This window comes from Mitsuaria sp. 7, from assembly GCF_001653795.1.
Taxonomy (GTDB): Bacteria; Pseudomonadota; Gammaproteobacteria; order Burkholderiales; family Burkholderiaceae_C; genus Roseateles.
Genome location: NZ_CP011514.1, coordinates 1,378,457 through 1,399,336 on the forward strand (window position 1 = coordinate 1,378,457; position 20,880 = coordinate 1,399,336).

General features: G+C 68.3%; 20 protein-coding genes. 3 read left to right on the forward strand and 17 right to left on the reverse strand.

The annotated features are described in order from the left end of the window. Positions 1 to 4: 4 nt before the first annotated feature. The 4 genes from xth to ABE85_RS06115 form a co-directional block, all read right to left on the reverse strand. Complete coding sequence (gene xth, locus ABE85_RS06100; protein WP_067271246.1) at positions 5 to 769, reverse strand: exodeoxyribonuclease III; 765 nt, start codon at positions 767 to 769, stop codon at positions 5 to 7. A 76-nt stretch (positions 770 to 845) separates the two neighbouring features. Next, a complete protein-coding gene (locus ABE85_RS06105) occupies positions 846 to 2,198 on the reverse strand; it encodes a type II toxin-antitoxin system HipA family toxin (protein WP_067271250.1) in 1,353 nt (450 codons plus the stop codon). A 4-nt stretch (positions 2,199 to 2,202) separates the two neighbouring features. After that, a complete protein-coding gene (locus tag ABE85_RS06110) occupies positions 2,203 to 2,487 on the reverse strand; it encodes a helix-turn-helix transcriptional regulator (protein WP_067271254.1) in 285 nt (94 codons plus the stop codon). A 201-nt stretch (positions 2,488 to 2,688) separates the two neighbouring features. Beyond that, positions 2,689 to 3,417, reverse strand: a complete 729-nt coding sequence (locus ABE85_RS06115; RefSeq protein ID WP_310732602.1) for a pyridoxamine 5'-phosphate oxidase family protein — start codon at positions 3,415 to 3,417, stop codon at positions 2,689 to 2,691. Here ABE85_RS06115 and ABE85_RS06120 point away from each other — a divergent pair. Then, positions 3,416 to 4,192, forward strand: coding sequence for a spherulation-specific family 4 protein (locus ABE85_RS06120; RefSeq protein ID WP_197507219.1), 777 nt, complete (start codon positions 3,416 to 3,418; stop codon positions 4,190 to 4,192). The two genes, ABE85_RS06115 and ABE85_RS06120, sit on opposite strands and share 2 nt — an antisense overlap. Positions 4,193 to 4,261: 69 nt before the next feature. Here the strand turns inward: ABE85_RS06120 and ABE85_RS06125 are convergent, their stop codons facing one another. The 11 genes from ABE85_RS06125 to ABE85_RS06175 form a co-directional block, all read right to left on the reverse strand. Further along, a complete protein-coding gene (locus tag ABE85_RS06125) occupies positions 4,262 to 4,621 on the reverse strand; it encodes an RNA-binding protein (protein WP_067271263.1) in 360 nt (119 codons plus the stop codon). A gap of 187 nt (positions 4,622 to 4,808) precedes the next feature. Next, positions 4,809 to 5,951 carry an aromatic ring-hydroxylating dioxygenase subunit alpha gene (locus tag ABE85_RS06130; RefSeq protein ID WP_067271265.1) on the reverse strand — a complete coding sequence of 381 codons (1,143 nt, stop codon included), beginning with the start codon at positions 5,949 to 5,951 and terminating at the stop codon, positions 4,809 to 4,811. Continuing rightward, positions 5,948 to 6,646: a (2Fe-2S)-binding protein gene (locus ABE85_RS27890; protein ID WP_067271269.1), complete on the reverse strand. Its 699-nt coding sequence runs from the start codon at positions 6,644 to 6,646 to the stop codon at positions 5,948 to 5,950. The genes ABE85_RS06130 and ABE85_RS27890 overlap by 4 nt, the downstream gene beginning before the upstream one ends. Positions 6,647 to 6,678: 32 nt before the next feature. Next, positions 6,679 to 8,652 carry an IucA/IucC family siderophore biosynthesis protein gene (locus ABE85_RS06140; RefSeq protein ID WP_067271272.1) on the reverse strand — a complete coding sequence of 658 codons (1,974 nt, stop codon included), beginning with the start codon at positions 8,650 to 8,652 and terminating at the stop codon, positions 6,679 to 6,681. Continuing rightward, on the reverse strand, positions 8,649 to 9,248 hold the full coding sequence (locus tag ABE85_RS06145; RefSeq protein ID WP_067271276.1) for a GNAT family N-acetyltransferase: 600 nt from the start codon (positions 9,246 to 9,248) through the stop codon (positions 8,649 to 8,651). The genes ABE85_RS06140 and ABE85_RS06145 overlap by 4 nt, the downstream gene beginning before the upstream one ends. Further along, entirely contained in the window at positions 9,232 to 10,458 is a 1,227-nt protein-coding gene (locus tag ABE85_RS06150; RefSeq protein WP_067271280.1) for an MFS transporter, read from the reverse strand. Before ABE85_RS06150 ends, ABE85_RS06145 begins: the two co-directional genes overlap by 17 nt. Further along, positions 10,449 to 11,870 carry a lysine N(6)-hydroxylase/L-ornithine N(5)-oxygenase family protein gene (locus ABE85_RS06155; protein ID WP_067271283.1) on the reverse strand — a complete coding sequence of 474 codons (1,422 nt, stop codon included), beginning with the start codon at positions 11,868 to 11,870 and terminating at the stop codon, positions 10,449 to 10,451. The genes ABE85_RS06150 and ABE85_RS06155 overlap by 10 nt, the downstream gene beginning before the upstream one ends. Positions 11,871 to 11,999: 129 nt before the next feature. Further along, complete coding sequence (locus ABE85_RS06160) at positions 12,000 to 12,533, reverse strand: sigma-70 family RNA polymerase sigma factor (protein WP_067271286.1); 534 nt, start codon at positions 12,531 to 12,533, stop codon at positions 12,000 to 12,002. Between the two features lies 1 nt (position 12,534). Further along, entirely contained in the window at positions 12,535 to 15,030 is a 2,496-nt protein-coding gene (locus ABE85_RS06165; protein WP_197507220.1) for a TonB-dependent siderophore receptor, read from the reverse strand. A 93-nt stretch (positions 15,031 to 15,123) separates the two neighbouring features. After that, positions 15,124 to 16,155 carry a FecR domain-containing protein gene (locus ABE85_RS06170; RefSeq protein ID WP_067271290.1) on the reverse strand — a complete coding sequence of 344 codons (1,032 nt, stop codon included), beginning with the start codon at positions 16,153 to 16,155 and terminating at the stop codon, positions 15,124 to 15,126. Then, the gene (locus ABE85_RS06175) at positions 16,152 to 16,685 is read right to left on the reverse strand and encodes a sigma-70 family RNA polymerase sigma factor (protein WP_067271292.1); all 534 of its coding nucleotides are present in this window, start codon (positions 16,683 to 16,685) and stop codon (positions 16,152 to 16,154) included. The genes ABE85_RS06170 and ABE85_RS06175 overlap by 4 nt, the downstream gene beginning before the upstream one ends. A gap of 225 nt (positions 16,686 to 16,910) precedes the next feature. Between ABE85_RS06175 and ABE85_RS06180 the strand changes: the two genes are divergently transcribed. Both ABE85_RS06180 and ABE85_RS28290 read left to right on the forward strand, forming a co-directional pair. Beyond that, positions 16,911 to 17,486, forward strand: a complete 576-nt coding sequence (locus ABE85_RS06180; protein WP_067271295.1) for a hypothetical protein — start codon at positions 16,911 to 16,913, stop codon at positions 17,484 to 17,486. A 205-nt stretch (positions 17,487 to 17,691) separates the two neighbouring features. After that, entirely contained in the window at positions 17,692 to 18,309 is a 618-nt protein-coding gene (locus ABE85_RS28290) for a PEP-CTERM sorting domain-containing protein (protein ID WP_067271298.1), read from the forward strand. A gap of 130 nt (positions 18,310 to 18,439) precedes the next feature. Here the strand turns inward: ABE85_RS28290 and ABE85_RS06190 are convergent, their stop codons facing one another. Together ABE85_RS06190 and ABE85_RS06195 are read right to left on the reverse strand one after the other, a co-directional pair. Then, on the reverse strand, positions 18,440 to 20,113 hold the full coding sequence (locus ABE85_RS06190) for a hypothetical protein (protein ID WP_067271301.1): 1,674 nt from the start codon (positions 20,111 to 20,113) through the stop codon (positions 18,440 to 18,442). Positions 20,114 to 20,255: 142 nt separating this feature from the next. Beyond that, positions 20,256 to 20,834, reverse strand: a complete 579-nt coding sequence (locus tag ABE85_RS06195; protein WP_067271305.1) for a DUF4337 domain-containing protein — start codon at positions 20,832 to 20,834, stop codon at positions 20,256 to 20,258. Positions 20,835 to 20,880 lie beyond the last annotated feature (46 nt).

The window sequence follows — 20,880 nt, forward strand, 5'->3', positions numbered from 1 at the left end:
GGGCTCAGTCGATCGTGACGATCACCGGCGCGTGGTCGCTGGGCTTGGGCAGCTTGCGCATGGCCCGGTCGATCGTGCAGGCGGTGACCTGGTCCTTCAGCGCCGCGCTCACGAGGATGTGGTCGATGCGCAGGCCCTTGTTCTTCTGGAAGCCCAGCATCCGGTAGTCCCACCAGCTGTAGCTCTTGGGCGGCTGCTCGAACATCCGGTAGGCGTCGGTCAGTCCCAGGTCGAGCAGCGCCTGGAAGTGCGCGCGCTCCTGCGGCGAGGTGTGCGTCTGGCCGACGAAGGCGGCCGGGTCGTAGCAGTCGCGGTCCTCGGGGGCGATGTTGAAGTCGCCCATCAGCACCAGCTTCTCGTGCTGCTGCATCTCGGTGGCGAGCCAGGCGCGCAGGCCGTCCAGCCACGCCATCTTGTAGACGAACTTGTCGCTGTCCAGCGCCTGCCCGTTCGGGAAGTAGCCGCCGATCACGCGCACGTCGCCCACCGTGCCCGCGATCAGCCGCGCCTGCTCGTCCGCATAGCCGGTGATGTTCTTGACCACGTCCTTGGCCGGCGTCTTGCTAAGCAGAGCGACGCCGTTGTAGGTCTTCTGACCGAACCACTGCACCTGGTAGCCGGCGTCGGCGATCTCCATCGTCGGGAACTTGTCGTCGGTGAGCTTGGTCTCCTGCAGCACGAGTGCATCGACCGGGTTGGCGGCCAGCCAGTCGAGCAGCTGCGGCAGGCGCACGGCCAGGGAGTTGACGTTCCAGGTGGCGAATTTCATGACTTCTCTAAGCGATTGCGCAACGCGCCATCGTATCCAACTGGATGGCGTCCCGCCGACAGTCCGCGTCGCGGAGTCAGGACCTTGCCAGGCGCTCCGCGGCGATCTGCAGGCCTTCAAGGATGCTGCTGGCCACCGACTCGGGAAAATCGTCCGGCAAGACGGCGCGCACTGCCTGCACGACGGCGGGCGTGCTGCCGATCAGATCGTCGATCAGCAGATCGACCTCGCGGCCGTCCTCGGTGATCACACCGTGCCTGGTCCCGAGGGCCACCCAGTGACGACGCAGGATGTCGCGCATCTTCCAGTGCGCATTCTTCGAGCGCACGGCCATGGCCATCTTGATCTTGTGAGGCGAGATCTTCGCAGGACCTTCGCCGAGCACCGGATAGGCGGACAACACGTCATACAACGGCGTCAACTGATAGCGGCCGCCTGGGCGCAGGAACAAGCTGAAGTTCTTGGCGTGGCCGTCTGTAGCGCAGAGCATCCAGAAGAGCAGTTGCGCCTTGAAGAAGTCGCGCCGGTCCTGTTCCCTGGTGATCGAGCCGTCGAGCAGTTCCAGGATGCGATCCATGCCCGGGCCACCCTCAGCCTCGTATTTGGCTTCCGGGGCGACGCCCGTCGCCTGGCACATGTCTTCCTGCGGCAAGCGCAGAAGGTGTCGACCGCCGTCCGAGGACGTCCACCACGAGCGGTCGAACCGTTCGACGACCAGCGCCGCGATGTCCTCGAACTGCATCGGCTGGCAGGGGGCAACCGGCAGACCGAACGCCTTCAGGATCAGCGCACACAGCCACTCGTTCTCGACGGAGTGGCGCATGTCCAGCTTCATGCCGCCGATCAGACCCAGCGGCAGCTTGAAGATGTGGGTGGTTGGAGTGTTGGCTCGCGGCAGACACCATTGCCCGTCCCGCAGGAGGAGCGCAGTCTTCTCCTGCGCTCCTGCGATGGAAATGCGGAATTCGTTGTCCTCGTCTCCCCAGCCAAGAGCCTGTGGCGTTGTCGCGCTCCGCAAGACCTGCGCAATTTGTGCGTGGTTCAACGCCTCGGCCTGTACGCTGCTCGGCCCGGACGAGACCTGACCCTCAGGCAGGATCTCCAGCGCACCGACGCAATCCCTGCCGATCTCGGCGAGAAGTTCGAATGCATCCGTCGAGCCGGTGCTGAATCGGCGGGCGAGGCGCTCGCGAATGTCCTTGCTGTCTGGCAGTAGGTTCTCGAAATAGGCGCGCACCTTGTCGCCGCGGTGCGCACTGTTGCCTGGCTTGAAGGGCAACGACAAGGACAAGGGGCGTCCTTGCTCCGACTCGACCCACGCCTCGTCGTATTGCAGCGTGTCGGGCGCATTCGGCGCGAGGCTCCATTGCCCAACCCGGGCACCGTTCATCCAGAGCCCGAGCGTGCGGGTATGAGAGCGACGTCCCATCGTGTCACCAAACGGGCTTGTCGGTGCCCGGAGACGCGCTTGGACCGCCTGGGGTCGACAGGTGGGGTGGGGAGGGCTTGTTCAGGTCCAATTCAACACCCAGGATGTTCAACAGCTTCAGCAATCGTGCGGCCCCGACCGTGTCGGCATTGCGCTCCAGTGCGGAGTACGTCTGCTGCGTGACACCCAGGCGCAGTGCCACTTCCGCCTGGGTCAGACCGGCTTCCTTCCGGTAGGCCTGCAGGAGGGTGGGCAACTGATCGGCGGTCCGTATCGTGAATCTGGGCATACAGTCTATATGCTGTATCTTTGTTTTACAGCATTTGATATGTTTTCTCAGAATACGCACTGCAGGCTGTGAACGCAACCCTGTGCGCTTCTCCAAACCGCGACGGCCATGTCGTCGAGACGAAAAAGACCGGCTCCACCGAGCCGGTCTTTCGTGAGCAGATCGTCGACACGCGAACGGCCGCAGTCCGGCAGGTTTCAGTCAGAAGCGCAGGTCGCCCTCGATCGAGTCGTCCAGCGTCTTGCCGATCGCAGCGCCGATGGCCATCTTGGCGCCGGCCACGATGTCGCCATGCTTGTTGTCCCAGTAGTAGCCTGACATCGGCGTCACGGCAATGGTCGTGATGCGCGGATCGTCCTTGCCTTCGGTGAACCAAGTCTTCATCAAGGGGCTCCAGAGCTCCTCGATCCTGGCCTGGTCTCGGGACACGGTCGCGCGCCCGTGCAGCGTGACGAAACCCGAATGCTCCGACGCCTGGAAGAAGAGCCAGACCAGCGGGTTCTGCGCGATCTCGGCATTCTTGTGGCTGTCGGACGCGCTCATGAACCAGAGCGTGCCGGCGTCGTCGACCTGCAAGGCGCCCATGGGACGGGTCGCCTGTGACCCGCCGGTGCTCACGCCCGTACAGAAGAAGCAGGTCTGATTCTTCTTCACGGCGCTGCGGACGCGCTCGATGGCGTCTTCGCCGCTCAGGTCGGCGCGGTTGATCTCGGGCTGTTGACGATTGATCGAGTCCATGGCGAGCTTCGGGAGTGGGGATAGCCCTCGATGGCAAATGGCGCTCCGCGCTTGGTGCATGATGAAAGCGATGAACTCCTCAACAAGCGGCCAAGTCAGATCCCGGCCCATCGCGATGGCGTTGACTGCCGCGCTCGTCTCACTCGCCGCGTTCAGTCCGGCCTGTGAGGCGGCGCCGTCCAACTTCGGCATGCTGGCCTTGTGGGACCAGTCGCCTCGCAGCTATGAGGGGCGGGTGCCACCGGGCAGTCTGGTCGTCATCGGCCCCGTGCAGGGCGTGCAGCGCCTCGATGCGACGCAGCGGGCCAACTGGAAAGCGGTCATCCGGACCATCCGGTTGCAAGGGGGCAAGGTGCTCGGCTACATCGCCATGGGGCACGGCGGCGTGACGCAGGACCAGCAGGCCAGCTTTGCCGCGGTGCCGCTGGAGATCGCTGCCTATCGGGATGTCCTGGACGGGGTGGACGGCTTCTTCTTCGATCAGGCGGGACCCGATCCGATGATCGCCGGCAAGCCCGACGCGTGCGAGACCGCGAATACCCGCTGGCAGGGCGTGCGTGCGCATCTGTCCGCGCTCAACGTCGGGGGCACCGTGGTCTGGAATGCGGGCGCCCCCGGACCCAACCATTGCTTCCTGCGATCGGCCCGCGCCGGCGAGCATGTGGTGAGCTTCGACGGCCCGGCCGACGACGGGCGCGGGCAGTCCTTCGACGCGCAGGCACGAGCAGTCGCCGACACGCTCCAAGTCAACACCTGGACGCTCGTCCATTCGGCCACACCAGCCCAGATGCAGGACGCGCTGAAGCGGGCCCGCACGCATTACGTCTATGTTACGGACGGGGCACGCGCGTTTGCGTGGGGCGGGCCGGTCTGGAACTACCCGCCCGGCTACTGGGGAACGGACAGCGACCCGCGGTCGGAGCGCGGGTGTCTGCGGCGGGTGCAAGCCGGCGCGGCCTGCAACTGAGGGGGCGGGCGCGTCCGGACGAAAAAAAACCGACTCGGAGGAGTCGGTTCTTCTTCGGGCCTGCCGGGATCAGTAACGACCGCCGCCGAAACCGCCGTTGCCGTAGCCGACGTCCGAGCGCTTGGTCGAGCGGAACTCGCCCGAGCCGCTGTTGCTGCGGCCGCCTGCGTCATTGCCGCCTTCGCGGGGGCGGGCCAGGCTGACGACGATGGAACGTCCGTCGACCTGCATGCCGTGCAAGGCGGTGATGGCCGCCTGGGCGACTTCGGCGGAGTCCATTTCCACGAAGCCGAAGCCCTTGGAGTTGCCGGTGTCCCGGTCGATCATGACCTTGGCGGACTTGACGGTGCCGAACTCTCCGAAATTGCTTCGGAGGCTGGCGTCGGTCACGGAGTAGGGCAGATTCCCAACATAGATCTTGGTGCTCAAGTCGAGCCTTTCTGAGTCATGGCGCACCGTCGGAAGACCGAGGTGCAGATGGCGCGCGCGGCGCACGAAGCGTAGACAGGATCCCGGGTCGGCAGATCGTCGATACGCAGGGGGCAATGGTCTGGGCGGTTGCCAGCCAGCCTTGGGTCAGCTCGAAAGCCGCAGCGATTATAGCGCGCCCGGGGCTTCAGCCCCCCATCGTCAGCCGGTACCACTCGTGGAAGTGGCGCATGCCGTCCTCCATCGGCGATTGATAGGGGCCGGCATCCGTGGTGCCGCGCCGGCAGAGCGCCCGGCGTCCGGCGTCCATGCGTTCGGCGATTTCGTCGTCTTCCACGACGGTCTCGTTGTACGCGGCCTGATGCGCCTCGACGAACTCGCGCTCGAACGCGACGATGTCCTCGGGGTAGTAGAACTCGGTGACGTTGAGCGTCTCCTGCGGGCCGCGCGGGTGCAGCGTCGAGCGCACCAGCGCGTGCGGGTAGAGCTCGATCATGTGGGTCGGGTAGTAGGTCACCCAGATCGCGCCGAAGTCCGGCGGCACGCCGCCGCGGTAGGCGAGCAGACGTTCATGCCAGGCGCGGTAGACCGGTGAGCCCGGCGAGTCGAGCTCGCGGTGCACGCCCACGCGCTGCACGCTGAAAGGCGCGGCGAACTCCCAGTCGAGGTCGTCGCAGGTCACGAAGCTGCCCAGGCCGGGATGGAAGGGGCCGACGTGGTAGTCCTCCAGATAGACCTCGATGAAGGTCTTCCAGTTGTAGCGGCAGGTGTGGGTCTCGATGCGGTCCAGCACATAGTCCGAGAAGTCGAACTCGGGGCGTTTGAACAGACCGGCCAGGTCGCGCGCCGGATCGCGCGGGCCTTCGAAGAAGGCACCGTCGAATTCCTTCAGCGGATAACGCGGCAGATGCGCGCAGGGCTGCGGCGAGAAGTGCGGCGCGCCCACGAGCTCGCCGGCATCGGTGTAGGTCCACCGGTGCAGCGGGCAGACGATGTGTCCGCCCGAGGCCGCCGGCAGGCGGCCGTGCGAGGTGCCGGACGTCACCGCGCCCGGGTCGCCGCCGAGGATCAGCGCCTGGCGGTGGCGGCACACGTTCGACAGCAGTTTCACGCCGTCGCGTCCGTTCACCAGCACGCGGCCGTTGTCCTCGTGCGCGAGGGTGCGCCAGTCGCCGGTCTCCGGCACCCATTGGCGATGCCCGACGTACCGCGGGGCCTGGCGCGCGAACATCGCCATCTCGCGTTGAAAGAGCTCGTCGTCGAAGTAGGCCTGCGCCGGCAGTTGCGGCTGGGTGGACAGCAGGTGCGCGCGTCGGACGATGTCGTTCATGCGGAGTTCCGGAGATCTTGGGCGCCCAGCCGCCGCAGCCGTTCGGCGCGCGGCAGGCGCGGGCAGGTGTTGCACATGTCGCCGCCGGCGCGCCTGTCGTCGAGGCAGCACACGCCGCGGTCCAGCGCCAGGCACGTGGTGCCGGGCGCGGTGTCAAAGGCCAGGTAGCCGCTGTCGCCGGACGCGCCCAGGAGGCGGAGCCAGTCGGCGCCGATGTCGTGCAGGTCATCGTCGGTCTGCCTCGTGAGCGGTTGCACTCTCAGCAGTGCCGCGAGCACGCAGTCGGCGAGCTGTCGCCGCGCCGCCTTGGGATGCAGCGGCAGGTTGGCCTGCACCGCGACCAGCAGCGTCGCCGACAGCGTCCGCAATTGCTCGGCCGCCCTGGCACGACCTGACCCCGACGTCGTCGCCGCGAAGCTGGCCGCCGGAATGGCAAAGCCGGTCACGTCCGCCTCGTCGATGTCCACGTCCCAGCCGAGGCCGGCCAGCGGCAGCACGCCGCCCGCGAGCTCGACGGCAAACACGCTGGCGTAGGTCGGCTGCCAGACCAGCCGCGACCAGGCGCGCAGCGCCCAGTACGCGCGGCCCGCCTGGGGATCACGCGCCCGCAGCGCGGCGACGAGGCCTTCGGCGGCCACGTCCGCGGACTGCGCCGCCGCGTCGGCGTCGCAACGCCCGTGCAGCGACGGCACCACGGTGCGCGCCCGCGCGAAGAACGCGGCGAGGGTCAGGATGCGACCTCTGCCGGCGCCGGCGCCGCCGACGCCGACGCCGACGCCGACGCCGACGCCGACGCCGACGCCGTTCCGCGCTTCGCCGCGCCGGGCGCGACGGACGACGCCGGCGCGAACGGGTACAGCGGGTTGTCCAGCGTGCCGACGATCTTCAGGTTGGCCGCCGGATCGGACAGGTTGATCATCTGCGTGTTGTTGCCCATCTGCAGCCGGTTCAGGCAGGACTGCCGGAACGTCGGCACGAAGAGGTCGTAGCGGGCGTACTTGTCGCGGTACTGCGGATGCTCGTCCTGGTAGACGCGGATGTTGTCGGCCACCTCGCCCCAGAAGTCCTGCTCGCTGCACGTGCCGTGCTCGACGAGGATCTGGTTCATGTACCGGAAGAAGCCGTCGAAGATGTCGATGAAGACGGCGAGCGTCTTCAGGTCGTCCGGGAAGTCCATCACCAGCCGGCGGACGTTCTCCGGCAGCTGCGCCGCGGTGTTGAAGATCGCGGCCTCCTCGGCGATGTCCTTCATCATCACGCGCACCGGCACGTGGTCCTGCATGACGAGGATCAGGTTCTCGCCGTGCGGCATGAAGACCAGGTCGTAGGCATAGAAGCAGTGGATCAGCGGCGTGAGGTAGGCCTGGAGGTAGCGCTTCAGCCAGGCCCGGGCGCTGAGCCCCGAGGCTTCGATGAGCGCCGGCAGCAGGGCCACGCCGTCGCGGTCGACGTGCAGCAGGCTGGCCATGGTCATCAGCCGCTCGCCGGCCTTCAGCAGGGGCAGCGGGTTCTCGCGCCACAGGGCCGAGAACATCTTCTTGTAGGGCGTGTCGGTCTCGACGGCGGCTTCGTAGTAGTGGTTGCGGAAGCCCATCGAGGCGACCTCGCGCAGCATCGTGAAGCCGTTGGCGCGCAGCTCGTCGTCGCGGTCCAGCAGCTCCTTGATCCACTGGTTGATCGCCGGCGTGCCGGACATGTAGTACGGCGAGAGCCCGCGCATGAAGCCCATGTTGAGGATGGACAGCGAGGTCTTCACATAGCGCTTGTGCCGCGCGCTGACGTTGAACATCGTGCGGATGGACTGCTGCGCGAGGTACTGGTCCTCGCCCAGGCCCAGGAAGACGATGCGCCGCTGCGCGACGTAGGGCGCGAAGGCCACCGACAGCTTGTTGGCCCACTGCCAGGGATGCGCGGGCACGACGAGGTAGTCCGTCGGGGTCAGGCCTTGCCCGCGCAGCTGGCGGTCGAAGCGGGCCAGCGTCTCGTCGCCGAGTTCCTCGCGCAGGAGCTGCTCGTAGCTGAGGTCGGGCACGCAGTGGAAGGCCGCCTGGTCGCGGTGCACGGCCAGCCACACGATCTGGAAGGGCGAGGCGGCCTCCGGCGCATAGGCGCGGTAGTCGGCGCCGTCGAAGCCGAGGCGGCCGTTGTTGGCGACGAAGGCGGGGTGGCCCTCGGTCATCGAGGTCTCGACCACCTGGAAGTCGGTTTCATGGATCAGCGCGCGGCTGCCGTGCACGGTGTTGAGCCGCTTGTAGGCGCTGCTGTAGAGCGTGCTGCAGATCTCGTCCAGGTAGATGGGCAGCTGCTCGGGCTTGAGGCCCAGCGCCTGCTTGAAGTCCGTCATGAAGCGCAGCGCGTCGACCTCGCGGCTGACGCCACCCGCCAGGCATTCGATGGAATCGACGTCGACGGCCCAGTGGCCGAGGGCCATCAGACGCGCCTCGAAGCGGTAGACGGTGTGGCCGTCGGGCGTGGCCAGCGAATAACACTGGTGGAGCGGGCGTCGCGCGGCGATCGCGGGTTCGGGCCGCGGCTCGACGATGCGCTCATGCGCGTACTCGGAGAGCGCCTTGCGCACGAGCAGCCGGTTGACCTTGCGCCAGACCTCAGGGTTGAGGTGGTCGATCACCGCGGCAGGCGAGGAGGGCGAGGTCGTGGAAAGCGAGGTCGTGGAAGGCGATGCAGTGGAATGCGAGGTCATGCGGGGATCTCATGGAGGTGTTGCAGGGCGGTGCGGTAGTCCGCGCGGGTGCACAGCGCGAGGCTCGCCACCTTTTCGCGCAGCTGCACGTCGCCGCGGTAGACGAAGCCGAAGGTCTTGTTGAGCACGTGGATGCGGTCGTTGTGCGCGTCGGGCTCGACGACGACGCGGCGCGCGCCCAGGCCGTCGAACATCAGGTCCATCACGGCCTGGAAGACCCGGCGCGAGAAGCCGCGCACGGGCCGGCGGGCCGGCGCCACGCAGATGTGCATGCCGAGGTCGCCGGGCAGCACGGCGTAGTGGTCGGCCAACTGGTCGAAGCGCGGGTCGTAGGACTCGGCCAGCACCACGGGCTCGCCATCCAGGGAGCCGATGTGCACGTCGCGGAAACCGCTGGCGAGCTGCGCGGCGTAGAGCTCGCGCACCTCCGCGACGCTGCTGCCCTGCAGGCACCAGAACTTCGCGTGCGGCTGCTGGAACCAGCCGTGGATCAGCGGGATGTCGTCCGGGATGACGAGGCGGCGGAACACCAGGCCGCCGGGCGAGGTGTAGGTCGCTGGCGCTGAAGCGAGGGCGGATTCAGGCGACGGGCGCATGGGAAGAGTCCTCCGGGTTGGGGTTGAGGGCGGACGCGTGTCCCGCGGGGCGCGCCTTCGGGAAGCTCCACAGCCACAGCGCGGCCGCGAGCAGGAAGGCCACGCAGGCCACGATGAACGGCGCCCGCAGCCCGAGCGTCGCCACCAGCGAGCCCGCGGTGAACGACGCGAGCAGCACGCCGCAGTTCTGGAAGATGTTGATGACGCCGTAGTCGCGGCCGAAGTCGTCCGGCGTGCTGAGCTGGTAGAGCTGCACGTCGAAGTTGATGACCAGCTGGTACAGCGCCCAGCCGAGCAGCACGCGCCCGATCAGCAGCGTCGCCATGTCGGGCACGGCCTGGAGCCCCAGGCCGACGGCGCCCAGCATCAGGTTGGCGAGCGTGCGGCGCGTGGGATGCTGCTCCGGCAGCGTCAGCCAGCGGTGGATCAGCAGCGCGCAGACCGCGACGATCTTGGGCACCGCGAAGGCCGCGCCGGCCACCACCTCTCCGCCTGCTTCGCTGATGCTGGACCAGTAGAGCGAGAAGAAGGGCCGCACCAGCGCCGCGCCGAAGTCGAACAGCAGCATCACCACGGCCAGCTTCAGGATGGCCGTGTGACCGGTGAGGCTGAAGCGTCGCGGGGCGGTGCGTTCCTCGGCATCCTCGGCCAGCACCGGCACCATGCGCCGGCTGCGGATCAGCCAGGTGCACAGGCCCATCTGCACGACATCGGCGAGCGCCATCAGCAGCACGCATCCGCGCACACCCCAGTGCTCGATCACCGCGCCGCCCGCCACCGCGCCGAGGACCACGCCCAGATGCGCCGTCACCGACAGCAAGCCGATGGTGCCGCCGCGCGTCTCGTCGGACTCGGTGCGCATCAGGTAGGGGAAGTTGAGCAGGTAGCTGCTCTTGAAGGCGAACATCGCCATCGACAACCCCCAGTAGCTCACCAGGTCCGGCGCCCAGTAGCTGGCCAGGCACAGCGCCGCGGCGATGCCCTGCGTGTACTGCAGGATGTGCAGCGTTTCGACGCGGCGCGCGACGCGCACCCACAGCGGGAACACGCACATCACCGTGATGGAGATGAAGGCCACGTAGGCGCCGACGTGCCAGGGGCTGGCTTCGCCGTAGCGCTCCGCGAAGAACTGCGGATAGAACGGGATCAGCAGGGCGTCGCTGATGACGGCGAACAGCGTCATCAGGATCAGTCCGTGTTTCAGGCGCATGCTTTGTCCTGCGGTGAATGCGGTGAATGCGGCGAATGCGGGAAGAGGGCGGCGGACGGGAGCGCCCTGAACAGCGGCGAGCGCGGCACGCCGAAGCTCTGCAGCGCGAAGCCGGTCTCGATGGGGTAGTGCTCCCTGCCGGTGAGCTCGCGGATCAGGCAGGAGTTGCGGTAGCAGGCCAGGCCCAGCTCGGGGTTGCTCAGCCCGTGGCTGTGCAGGCCGCCGTTCTGCACGTAGACCTCGCTGCCCGCGCTGTCGACCGCATAGTTGCGCGTCGGCTGATAGCGGCCCTGGCGGTCGAAGCGCAGGCGATGCTCGATGCCGCCGAGGAAGCGCGGCACGCGCTGCCGGTAGCCGGTGGCGAAGATCAGTCCGTCCGTCTGATGCTCGAAGACCTCACCCGTGTCGGTGCGATGGAACTCCAGCACGTGCTGCCCGCTGGCCTCGTCGAATCGGCAGCGGCGCAGCTCCGACTGGGTGACCAGATGCGCCGGGTGGCTGCGACGCTGCCGCGCGCGCTCGAGCTGGTGGTAGATGTCGTCCATCAGCCGCGCGTTGATGCCCTTGTAGAGGCTGTCCTGCCGGGCCAGCACGGCGGGCTTGCGGTCCTCGGGCAGGTCGTAGAAGTAGTCGGTGTAGTCCGGGGAGAACATCTCCAGCGTGAGCCGGGTCGTCTCCATCTGGAAGAAGTAGGGGGAGCGCGTGATCCAGTTGACCGTGGTGCCGCGTGACGCGGCTTCCTTCAGCAGGTCGTGACAGACCTCGGCGGCGCTCTGGCCGCTGCCGACGATGGTCACGGAGCGCTTGTCCAGCAGCTGCGCCTTGTGCTGCAGGTAGTGGGCCGTGTGCAGGTAGGGATGGGCGTCGCCCTCGCAGCAGGCCGGCAGGCTGGGTTGGGCGCCGACGCCCAGCACCAGCTTGCGCGCGAGGAACTCGACCAGCGCGCCGTCCGCGCGGCGCGCATGGACGCGGTAGGCGGCGCCGCCCGCGGCGTGGGCGTCATGGGACACGGCCACCACCTCGTGGCCGAAGCGCACGTTGGGCAGGCGCCGCGAGGCCCACTGGCAGTAGCGGTTGAAAGCCTCGCGGGTGATGTAGTGCGGACCGTTGATGTAGTGCGAGTAGATCTCGCCGCTGTGCTTGCAGTAGTTGAGGTAGCTGTATTCGCTGGTCGGGTCGGCCAGGCTGACGAGGTCGGCCAGGCAGGGGTTCTGCAGCGTGGTCTCGTCGATCAGCATGCCGGGGTGCCAGTTGAATTCCCGGTGGCTGTCGAGGAAGAGCGCGCGGCACGGCACCGGCGCGTCGGCCAGCGGCGCCATCAGGCACGCGAGGCTGAGATTGAAGGGGCCGAGGCCGATGCCGATGACATCAAGGACCTCGGCGTCGGTGGATCGGGGATCGTTGCCAGGCATCGTGGCCGCCTTCCAGTCGCTGAGAGTGGGGTGCGCGGTGGTCGACCGCGCGCTACCTCCCTTTGACGGATCCCGCGCCGGAATTTTCAGGAAGAGGACCTGCGATCCGAGGGGCTACTCCGGGGACGCTCAGTTCGAACGGCCGAGTTCCGGGCACCGCGTCAACGCCCGCAGTGCGTCCTGCACCATGGCGTTCACGAGCGTGGTCGAGACGTCCAGCCGCTGCGCCACTTCCTGCTGCGTGTGGCCGTGCACGCGGTGCAGCACGAAGGCCTGGCGCGTGCGCGCGGGCAGACCGCGCAGGCATCGATCGACACACTGCAGGAGCTGGCGGCCCATGGCCTGGTGTTCGGGCGTGCCGGTGCCGGCTTCGAGGTCCTGGCCCTCGCCCTCGTCCTCCTCGCCGATCAGTTGCCGCTCGGTCTGGCGGCGGCGGAGGTGGTCGATGCAGAGGTGCTTCACGACCCGCATGCAATAGGCCACCGGCTGTTGCACGCCGGGCGGCGGCGTGCTCTGCATCAGCTTCATGTAGGCCTCCTGCACCACGTCGTCGGCGAGGTCGCGGTCGCCCATCCAGCGCCACGCCGCGCGCTTGAGCAGCGGACGGTGGGCGATGAAGTCGGCGACGACGGGGTGGGTGGACGGCGACTGCGGCGCCGTCATGTCAGAGCTTCCAGTTCAAGGTGAGCTGGCCGTTGCGCCCGGCGCCCTGCAGGCTCTGGTCCCAGTAGAGGCTGGCCAGGTACTTCCGGTCGGTCACGTTGTTGATCAGCAGATGGGCGCTCAGCCGGTCGCTGAAGTCGTAGCGCGCCATCAGGCCCAGCACGGCATAACCGGACTGCCGGGAAATGATGTCGCTGCCGTCCGGCGCGGCCTGCGTGCCGTTGACGCGGTGGATGGCGCTCTGCCAGCGCAAGGTCGTGCCGAGCTTGAGTTGAGGCAGCGCGGGCACGCGGTAGCGCGCCGACAGGCGCGCCGTGCGACGCGGAATGAAGGTGCGGGCGTCGGCGCCGGCGGCGTCCTCGATGCGCAGCTGCGTGTAGCCGGCCGTCAGGTCCCAGTCGGCACTCAGCCGGCCCGTCATCTCGAGCTCGAACCCCTTGGACGCCGCATCGATGCGGCGGTAGTACGAGAACCCGCCGTCGGTGTCGAAGCCGGCGTACTCGGCCAGGTTGTTCTGTTTGGTGCGGAACACGGCGACCGAGCCGTTCAACTCGCCGTTGAGCCATTCGCCCTTGGCGCCGAGTTCCACGTTGCTCCCGGTGATCGGCCCGAGCAGCGCCTGGCGCGCATCGACCTGCGTCTGCGGGTTCACGATCTTGGTGTAGCTCGCGTAGAGCGAGTGGTGCGCGTCGACGTCGACGACCGTGCCGACGTAGGGGACGGTCTCGGCCTCCTTGTAGACGCGCGGCACCGCGCGGAAGCCCAGGCCCTCGCTGCGCATGCGGGTGTGGTTGAGTCCGAGCAGCAGCTTCCACGGATCGGCCAGGTTCACGCGCGTCATGGCGTAGATCGACTCGCGCCGGTTGACGAAGTCGGCCGAGCCGGTCCCGCCGCTCCAGGCCGGCTCGGGATAGCTGCCCCAGCCGTCGGGCGCCGTGATCGCCGTGCCGTTGCCGGCGCCGCGCTGGTAGGATGCCTCGTTGTGCACCCGCGCCGTGTTGATGCCGACCACCGCATCGTGGCGGCGACCCAGCAGCTCGAAGGGGCCGGAGGCGCTGACGTCGAACAGCTTCTGGGTTTCGTCGGTCACCTGCGTGGAGAGCCAGCTCTCCGTGCCGGTCCCCGTCGTGCGGTCGGGCAGGGCGCCCGCGATGCTGAACAGCTTGCCGTCGGCGCGCAGCGTGCGGTAGCTCGCCATCGCCTTGGCGTTCCAGCCGTTGCCCAGCGCGTGCGCGAGCTCGACGAAGCCCGTCGTGTCGGTGTTGTCCCAGTGGGACCAGCGCGGCGCCGCCGCGGTCGAGCGCGGGTAGTCGGTGGGCGAGCCGTCCGCATAGTTCAGCGGCAGGCCGCCCCAGGCCGTGCCTTCGGGGCGGTTGGCCTGCCGCGACAGCCCCAGCGTCAGCGTCGTGCGCGGCGTGAGCGAGGCTTCGAGCAGCCCGGCCGCCAGGTTCTTGGTGAGCGCGTAGTTGTCCATGAAGGACTCGTTGCGCTGGGCCATGACGATGGCGCGACCGCGCAGCGTGCCGGCCTCGTTGAGCGGACCCGACACATCGCCTTCGGCGCGCTTCTTGTTCCACGAGCCGAGCGTGAGGCCGACCGAGCCCTGGAAGTCCGCCGTGGGCCGCTTGCGCACGTAGTTCACGGTGGCCGCGGGATTGCCGGTGGACGACAGCAGGCCGTTGGCGCCGCGCAGCACTTCGACGCGGTCGTAGAGGGCGGTGTCGATGTCGCCAAGCTGGTCGCCGTTCGTGAACGGCATGCCGACGCCGTCGATCTGGAAGTTGGAGATGTCGAAACCGCGGGCGTTGAAGTAGGTCCGGTCGGTCTCGACCACGTCGACCGAGACGCCGGTGGTGCTGGCGAGCACGTCGTTGGCGTTGAGCAGGCCGAAGTCGTCCATGCGCGCGCGGGTGACGACGGTGACGGACTGCGGCGTCTCGCGCGGCGACAGCGCCAGCCGCGTGGCCGTGCTGGAGGCGAGTGCGCCGTAGCGGTCGGTCGTCTCGCTCGCCGCCAGGCCGTTGCGGGCCTTGATCCGCACCGCCGGCAGGATGCCCGACGGCATCGCGGCCGCCTCATCGGGCGTTGCGCGCTCGACGACGAAGCTGCCGTCGGCCTGGGCCACCGCCTTCAGCGAGGTGTCGGTCAACAGGCTGCGCAGGCCGGCGTCCACCGTGTAGTTCCCGTTCAGTCCGGCGCTTTGACGACCCTCGACCAGCTTGGGGTCGAAGGACAGCAGGACGCCCGCGCTGCGGGCCAGGCGGTTGAGCGCCAGATCGAGCGGACCAGGCGGGATGTTGAAGCTGCGTGCGGCCGATGCCGCCGGCGCGACGCCACCGCTGGCGTTGGCGTTGTTGCTAGCGCTCTGTTGCGCGAGAACGGCTGCCGGCGCGAGCGGCAGGGCGAAACAGGCCGCCATGCTCGCGGCGGACAGGGAGGAACGCTTGAACAGGATCGTGGAAGCAGCAGGGGCGGCGCGGAGGCGTCGGGCGGTCATGGAAACCTTTCGTCGGAGAGTGGTGGTTTTCCTGTGAACCGAACGAGTCGCCGAAAACTGCAGTCCCTTCTCAAAAATTTCTCGAAAAAATTTTCAGCGCGCCTCCAGGGTCACCCACCAGGAGGTGCGCGCGCGTGCCCGGACCGGCAAGGTGCGCTGGATCGCGGCCACCACGCGGTTCAGGTCGTCGACGGGAAACACCCCCGAGATGCGCAGCCTGGCCACGGCCGGGTCGCAGCGCAGCCAGCCGTGGCGGTAGCGCGCCAGCTCCGCGGCCAGTGCCGCGAGCGGCATGTCGCGCGCCACGAGCAGGCCATCGACCCAGGCGCCGGCGCCGCCGTCGGCCGCCTCGATGGCGCCCGCGCCGCGGGCGTCGAAGTCCCATTGCTCACCCGGGGCGAGTCGGCGGCGGGGCAGTTCCCCGCTGCCCGGGCTCACGTCGACCCAGCCCTCCAGCGCCTGCACCATCGTTCGTGCGGCGAGTTGGCGCACGATGAAGCGGCCTTCTTCCGTCTGGATCCTGCCCTGCGCCGTACGGACGACGAAGGGCCGTGACGCCGCGGCGTCGGTGCGGTTGCCGTTTCCCTTGCCGTTGCCGTTGCTGCGGGCGCACTCGACCAGCACCTCGCCGGCAAAGAGGTCCACGCAACGTTCTTGAGCGTCGACGCGGGCATCCAGCGCCGTGGCGGTGTTGAGATGCAGCACGCTGCCGTCCGCCAGCGCCACGCGTCGTCGCTCGCCCACGCCGGTGCGGTGCGAGGCCGCCAGACATTGCCAGCCGCCGTCGGGCGAGCTCGCGAGTCCGATGCCCGCGGTCCCGGCCAGCAGCGCCAGACCCTTGAGCATCGACCGGCGTCGCGGCGCGGGCTCCGGCTCGCGCGTCGCTGCCAGCGTGCTTCGCGCCAGCGCAGGCGGCAAGGCCTTCAGCCTCAGGCTGAACGCACTCATCAGGGCCCACGCCTGCGCATGCTCCGGCCGTTCGTGCTGCCAGCGCTCGCAGGCCTGGTAGTCCTGGGGCGTCGCGCGTCCGGATTGGAGCTTGACCATCCAGGCCACGGCGGCCTCGACGGCCGCGTCTGCGACCGGCGGGTGCAACTCGCCCGGTGCCAGGCCGGGGCTCGTCATTGCAGCGACATGCCTTGCCGAGCCTGGTAGCAGGCGTTGAAGGCCTTGGTCATGTACTGCTGGACGGAGCTGAGCGAGACGCCGAGTTCCTTGGCGATCTGGCTGTACGGCAGCCCGTCGATCTGCGACAGCAGGAAGGCCTGCTGGACCTTGGCGGGCAGTCCGCGGAGCACCGCATCGACCTCGACCAGGGTCTCCAGCATGACCTGCTGGTCCTCGACCGACGGCGTCTGGTCTTGCGAGATCAGCGAGAGGGCTTCGAGGAACGCGCGCTCCAGCGCCGCCCGCCGCAGGTGGTCGACCATCAGCCCGTGGGCGATGGTGCTGAGCAGGGCCTTGCCGCCGCCCAGATCGGCATGCCAGGTGAGGGCGTCCCGGCGCACCAGCACGCGCGCGAAGGTGTCGTGCGCCAGGTCCGCCGCATGATGGGGACACCCGAGGCGGCGCCGCAGCCAGCCGACCAACCACTGGTGATGGCCACGGTAGAGGTGGCCCACGGCGGTGAGGTTGAGGGTGTGCGTGTCTTGCATGGGGCGGCTCGAACGGGCGACCTGCGTGTCGTTTACAAATAAAAACGATTCGCATTTACGCACAAACCGCCGCGACAGGTCAATGCTTGGGCCCAGAGGTCCTGGGTGCTCCCAGGGGGCTTCAGCCCTTGAGCATGGCCCCGAACAGGTGGCGCCTGAACCGCTCCAGCGGCGCGGTGCTGTGATGCAGCCGGGACATCAGGATCGCGCCCGGAGACCTCCGCCATGACCCTGCAAGACACCCGGCGCGCCCTCGTCGGCGATTGGCGCAGCCTCGCGCCCGAAGTGCGACCCAGCGCCGCGAAGAACCCGGACGGGACGCTGCGGCCGTTCTATCTGAGCCGCGCGTTCACCGCGTTCAGCGACGACCGTTTCGAGCTGACGATCCGCAACTGGGCGGACCCGTATGGAAAGGTGGAGGTCGCGCGCATCGTCCTGCGGGGCCACATCGGCTGGCCCGGGCCGCATCCGCTGATAGCTGGCGCGCAGAAGGCCGATTTCACCGCTGACGAGGCTTACGAGGTCACGCCGATGGCGCAGGGCTTCGCGGATCTGCTCAACCAGGTGGCGACCATCGACGGAGGACCGTGGGTGGTGGGGCAGGGACGCAGCGTGTTGGGGCGGCGCTTCTTGCCGTTCGGGCTGGTCGAGGGGCAGCACTTCAAGGAGTACGACCTGATCCACCTGGACGGCGACTTGCTGTTCTGGGGAGCGCGACACATCGACGGGCGCGGGTTCGATTCGGAGGAGAACCGGCCGACGAATCTGCAGATCCCGATGCGTCGGGTCGCGAGGTCCTGAAACGGAGTCCTGGCGCCCGCACCGCGAGTCGTGAACTACGTCACGGCAAATGGCGTGCCCGATGTGTCGATTTTGTTTACGTTCATGCCCCTAGTACTAGGGGTGATTGAAAAAATCTCATATGAATCATTGAGTTAATGAAGTGGCACGACGGTTGCTTTTGCACCTGCATCAACCATCAGCCGACCTCCCCGTCGCCACGACCATGAAAACCAAGATCGCCGCTCTGCTCGCCACCCTGGCCTTCGTTGGCGCCGCCCAGGCGGCCCCGACCTACCTGCCGGTGGGCGCCCAGACCAACGTCGACATCAACAGCGTCCTGAACGGCGGCTGGACCCAGTGCTACGTCGGCACGATGGACCTGGCCATCGGCAGCAACGCCCAGAACGTGCTGAGCGCCTGCTCCGGCGACTACCTGATGATGGCCGGCCGCGCGACCGGTTCGAACACGCTGCTGTCGCTGGCCGCCGCCCTGCGCGCCGACACCATCATCGACACGGGCCACACCAGCAACACGCATGTGGCCAACGGCGCGAACTGGTACTACTCGCCGAACTGGTCCTGGGGCTTCACCGCGCTGGGCGACGGCGTCGCTAACGGCGAGTGCGACACCAGCAGCGGCGCGCAGAGCATGTGCCTGCATACCTTCGATTTCGTCGGCGGCTACCGCATCAACGACCTCCAGGGTCTGAACGGCAGCACCGACTACCAGAAGATCTTCTTCCAGGCTTCCGCCGCGGAAGTGCCGGAACCCGCCACGCTGGCGCTGGCCGGCCTGGCGCTGGTCGGTGTCGCCGTGTCGCGTCGTCGCAAGGCGGCCTGATCGGCAGGTCACGTGATCCTCACGTGACCGCGTGATCCGGCGCCGCCCTCCATGGGCGGCGCGAAAGCAGGAAAGCCCCGCGGCGTGAGTCGCGGGGCTTTCCTGTTTCTGGCGTCAGCGCTTCAGCGCTTCAGCGCAACCGCTCGGTGAAGCTGCGCTGGGACGGCCATTCGTTGTGCGTCGTCGCCTTGAAGTCCTCGATCTCCGTGAAGGTCTTGAGCTTGTGCTCGTCGGTCTTGCGCATGGCGCGCGAGAGCGAGTCCTTCACCGTGTCGATCAGCGTCGTGACGGTCTTGCTGTCCTTGACGGTGGCGGCGTCGTAGTTGCCCTTGCCGCGGTCGAGCGTGAAGGTGCGCGACTTCTCGTAGTGGGCGTCCATCTCTTCGGTCTGCGTCTGCGTGATCGCGCGACCGCCGGTCGCCGCGTTGGGCCGCTCGGTGGTGGTCTGGCTGATCTTGTAATCGGCGTGGCCGGCTTCCTTGACGCTGCCGATGCGGCTCGTGCGCTGCGAGTCGGCGCTGAAGTCCGCCTTGAAGTCCGCCAGCCCGCTCTGCAGCGACTGCACCTGCGAGCGCAGGCCGTCGCTCATCGCCGGCAGGGCGGCGGCGACATCGTCCGCACCTCCCGCCTTCGCGGCGTTGGTGGTGAGCGCGATCGCGGTGGGCTTCGCGGGATCGCCGCCCGACGCGTCACCTGAAGCGTTGCCCGATGCGCCGGCGGCATCGGCGTCGATCGGCGGCGCCTGCAGTTGCTGGAATGCGTCCTTGAACGACTTCGTCATGGCGGCATCGGCGTGACCGCGATCGGCGGCCGCGTCGATCTGCTTGAGCAGCTGATCGATCGACGACCAGCGCTGCCCGCTGTTGGCGGCGCCCGTGGGCGGCGTGGCGTCGACCTCCAGGTTCATCTCGCCGCTGGTGGTGCGCAGCGACACCGACTTCGTGTCCGAGCCCAGGTGCAGCGAGAACGCCTGCATCGCGCCGGGAACGTTGGCCGGCGCGTCCGGGTTCTCGATCTTCAGATCGAGCCCGGACAGCACGCCGTCCCGGTCGAAGGCCATCAGCTTGGACAGATCCAGCGTGGGTGCGCCTTCGCCGAGGCCTTCGAGCGCCTGGTCGAGCCCGTCGCCCAGGTCGGCGAGCGCCTTGCGCTCCGCGCTGCTGAGCGCGCCGGAGCTCTTGACCTCGACCTGAAGGCCGCGCGTGCCGCCCTGGTCGCCGCTGTTGACGGCGATCTTGAGCTCGACGGTGTGGCCGGAGCGCGTCTGGATCTGGAGGTTGACCTCGGCGGCGTTCGTGCCGACGCCGCCGACGGCCTGCTCCTGCAGCGCCGCCGCGGCGGCAGCGGCTTCACTGCCGCTGGTGCCGTCCGCCGCGCCGACGCCGTCGGCGGGCGGCACGTAGTCGGCGAGCGTCTGCTTGTAGGCCGTGCCGGTGTCCGCCAGCTGCTTCAGCAATCCGCCGCCCAGCCCGCGCCAGCGGTCGGACAGCGTCACCGCATCCTTGCCGCTGTTGCGGGTCATCTGTTCGCTGAGGCGGTCATCGCGCGCGTTGGCCCAGAAACGCTGGGGGCCGAAGCCCGGCGTTTTCGGCTTCGCGTACACGAGGTCGCTGGCGTCGGCGGCGTCAAGCGTCACGCGCGTGGGCGCGGATGAACTGGAGGAGGCGGACGACGAGGACGATGCGAGCTTGGCGGCGGCGTTGGCCGCTTGCGCTGACACGCCCGCGGGGCGGAAGGTCGACGCCGTGCGGCTGGCGGCGATGCGGTCGAGCACGCCGGCGCCGGTCGAGGGGATGAGGGTCATGCGAAGCGCCTCCCTGGCGGCTTGTCCCGCAGTGCTCTGATGGCGTGGCGGTGATCCCTTCGCTATCGACCGATCGTTCTCGAACTTGAGCGTCCTCCCCCGACGGAGGGAGGCCCGCCGGGGCGCACGGTGCGACCTGCGATCAGACGTGGACCCAGGCGGCGATGCCCAGGCCGATGCCGATCGCCCCGGCGCCCAGCGTCGCGTATTCCATCCAGCGGCGCTTGGTCAGCAGCGCGATCGCGGCGAGCGCGATGGCGACTTGCAGCGCCGTCGTGGCCTGCGCCCAGCGGTGGTGGAGGTGCAACTGCTCGTCGCTCTTGTGGTCCCACTCGGTGGACTCGGCCTCGAGCTTCTCGGCCTGGACCTTGATCTCGTTCTTCTCGGTCTCGTAGCGGGCGATCTTCTCGCGGTACTTGGCGCGCTGCTCTTCGCTGGGGGTCAGGTCGAGCGCGAACTCGGCCAGGTTCTGCTTGCTGCTCTTGGCCTGGAAGTAGTTCCAGCGGTTGGCGGCCTCGGTCTTGGTGATCGCGGCGTTGTTCTTGAAGAGGCCGGCGTTGGCTTGAGTGGCTCCGCCCATGTACGAGAAGCACGCGCCCAGCGTGGCCAGGACGGCGGTGATGACCGCCAGCTGGCCGGCGAGCCCGTGGGGCTCGTGCTGCGCGGCGTGTTCGAGCTCGTGGTCGTGCGGACCGTGGACGTGGAAATGGTTGCCGGACATGGTTCGGGATTCGGTGGAGGTGGCGAATTCGGTGAAGGCGGCGCAG

Bases quoted from the DNA above. Each gene is read 5' to 3' on its own strand.
- ABE85_RS28290 (WP_067271298.1), top strand. From the start codon at position 17,692: ATGAAAACCAAGATCGCCGCTCTGCTCGCCACCCTGGCCTTCGTTGGC.
- ABE85_RS06145 (WP_067271276.1), bottom strand. From the start codon at position 9,248: ATGCGCCCGTCGCCTGAATCCGCCCTCGCTTCAGCGCCAGCGACCTAC.
- ABE85_RS06110 (WP_067271254.1), bottom strand. From the start codon at position 2,487: ATGCCCAGATTCACGATACGGACCGCCGATCAGTTGCCCACCCTCCTG.
- ABE85_RS06180 (WP_067271295.1), top strand. From the start codon at position 16,911: ATGACCCTGCAAGACACCCGGCGCGCCCTCGTCGGCGATTGGCGCAGC.
- ABE85_RS06160 (WP_067271286.1), bottom strand. From the start codon at position 12,533: ATGACGGCGCCGCAGTCGCCGTCCACCCACCCCGTCGTCGCCGACTTC.
- ABE85_RS06140 (WP_067271272.1), bottom strand. From the start codon at position 8,652: ATGACCTCGCATTCCACTGCATCGCCTTCCACGACCTCGCTTTCCACG.
- ABE85_RS06130 (WP_067271265.1), bottom strand. From the start codon at position 5,951: ATGAACGACATCGTCCGACGCGCGCACCTGCTGTCCACCCAGCCGCAA.
- ABE85_RS06170 (WP_067271290.1), bottom strand. From the start codon at position 16,155: ATGACGAGCCCCGGCCTGGCACCGGGCGAGTTGCACCCGCCGGTCGCA.
- ABE85_RS06155 (WP_067271283.1), bottom strand. From the start codon at position 11,870: ATGCCTGGCAACGATCCCCGATCCACCGACGCCGAGGTCCTTGATGTC.
- ABE85_RS06165 (WP_197507220.1), bottom strand. From the start codon at position 15,030: ATGACCGCCCGACGCCTCCGCGCCGCCCCTGCTGCTTCCACGATCCTG.
- ABE85_RS06175 (WP_067271292.1), bottom strand. From the start codon at position 16,685: ATGCAAGACACGCACACCCTCAACCTCACCGCCGTGGGCCACCTCTAC.
- ABE85_RS06150 (WP_067271280.1), bottom strand. From the start codon at position 10,458: ATGCGCCTGAAACACGGACTGATCCTGATGACGCTGTTCGCCGTCATC.
- ABE85_RS06190 (WP_067271301.1), bottom strand. From the start codon at position 20,113: ATGACCCTCATCCCCTCGACCGGCGCCGGCGTGCTCGACCGCATCGCC.
- xth (WP_067271246.1), bottom strand. From the start codon at position 769: ATGAAATTCGCCACCTGGAACGTCAACTCCCTGGCCGTGCGCCTGCCG.
- ABE85_RS06120 (WP_197507219.1), top strand. From the start codon at position 3,416: ATGCTGGCCTTGTGGGACCAGTCGCCTCGCAGCTATGAGGGGCGGGTG.
- ABE85_RS06105 (WP_067271250.1), bottom strand. From the start codon at position 2,198: ATGGGACGTCGCTCTCATACCCGCACGCTCGGGCTCTGGATGAACGGT.
- ABE85_RS06115 (WP_310732602.1), bottom strand. From the start codon at position 3,417: ATGCCGAAGTTGGACGGCGCCGCCTCACAGGCCGGACTGAACGCGGCG.
- ABE85_RS06195 (WP_067271305.1), bottom strand. From the start codon at position 20,834: ATGTCCGGCAACCATTTCCACGTCCACGGTCCGCACGACCACGAGCTC.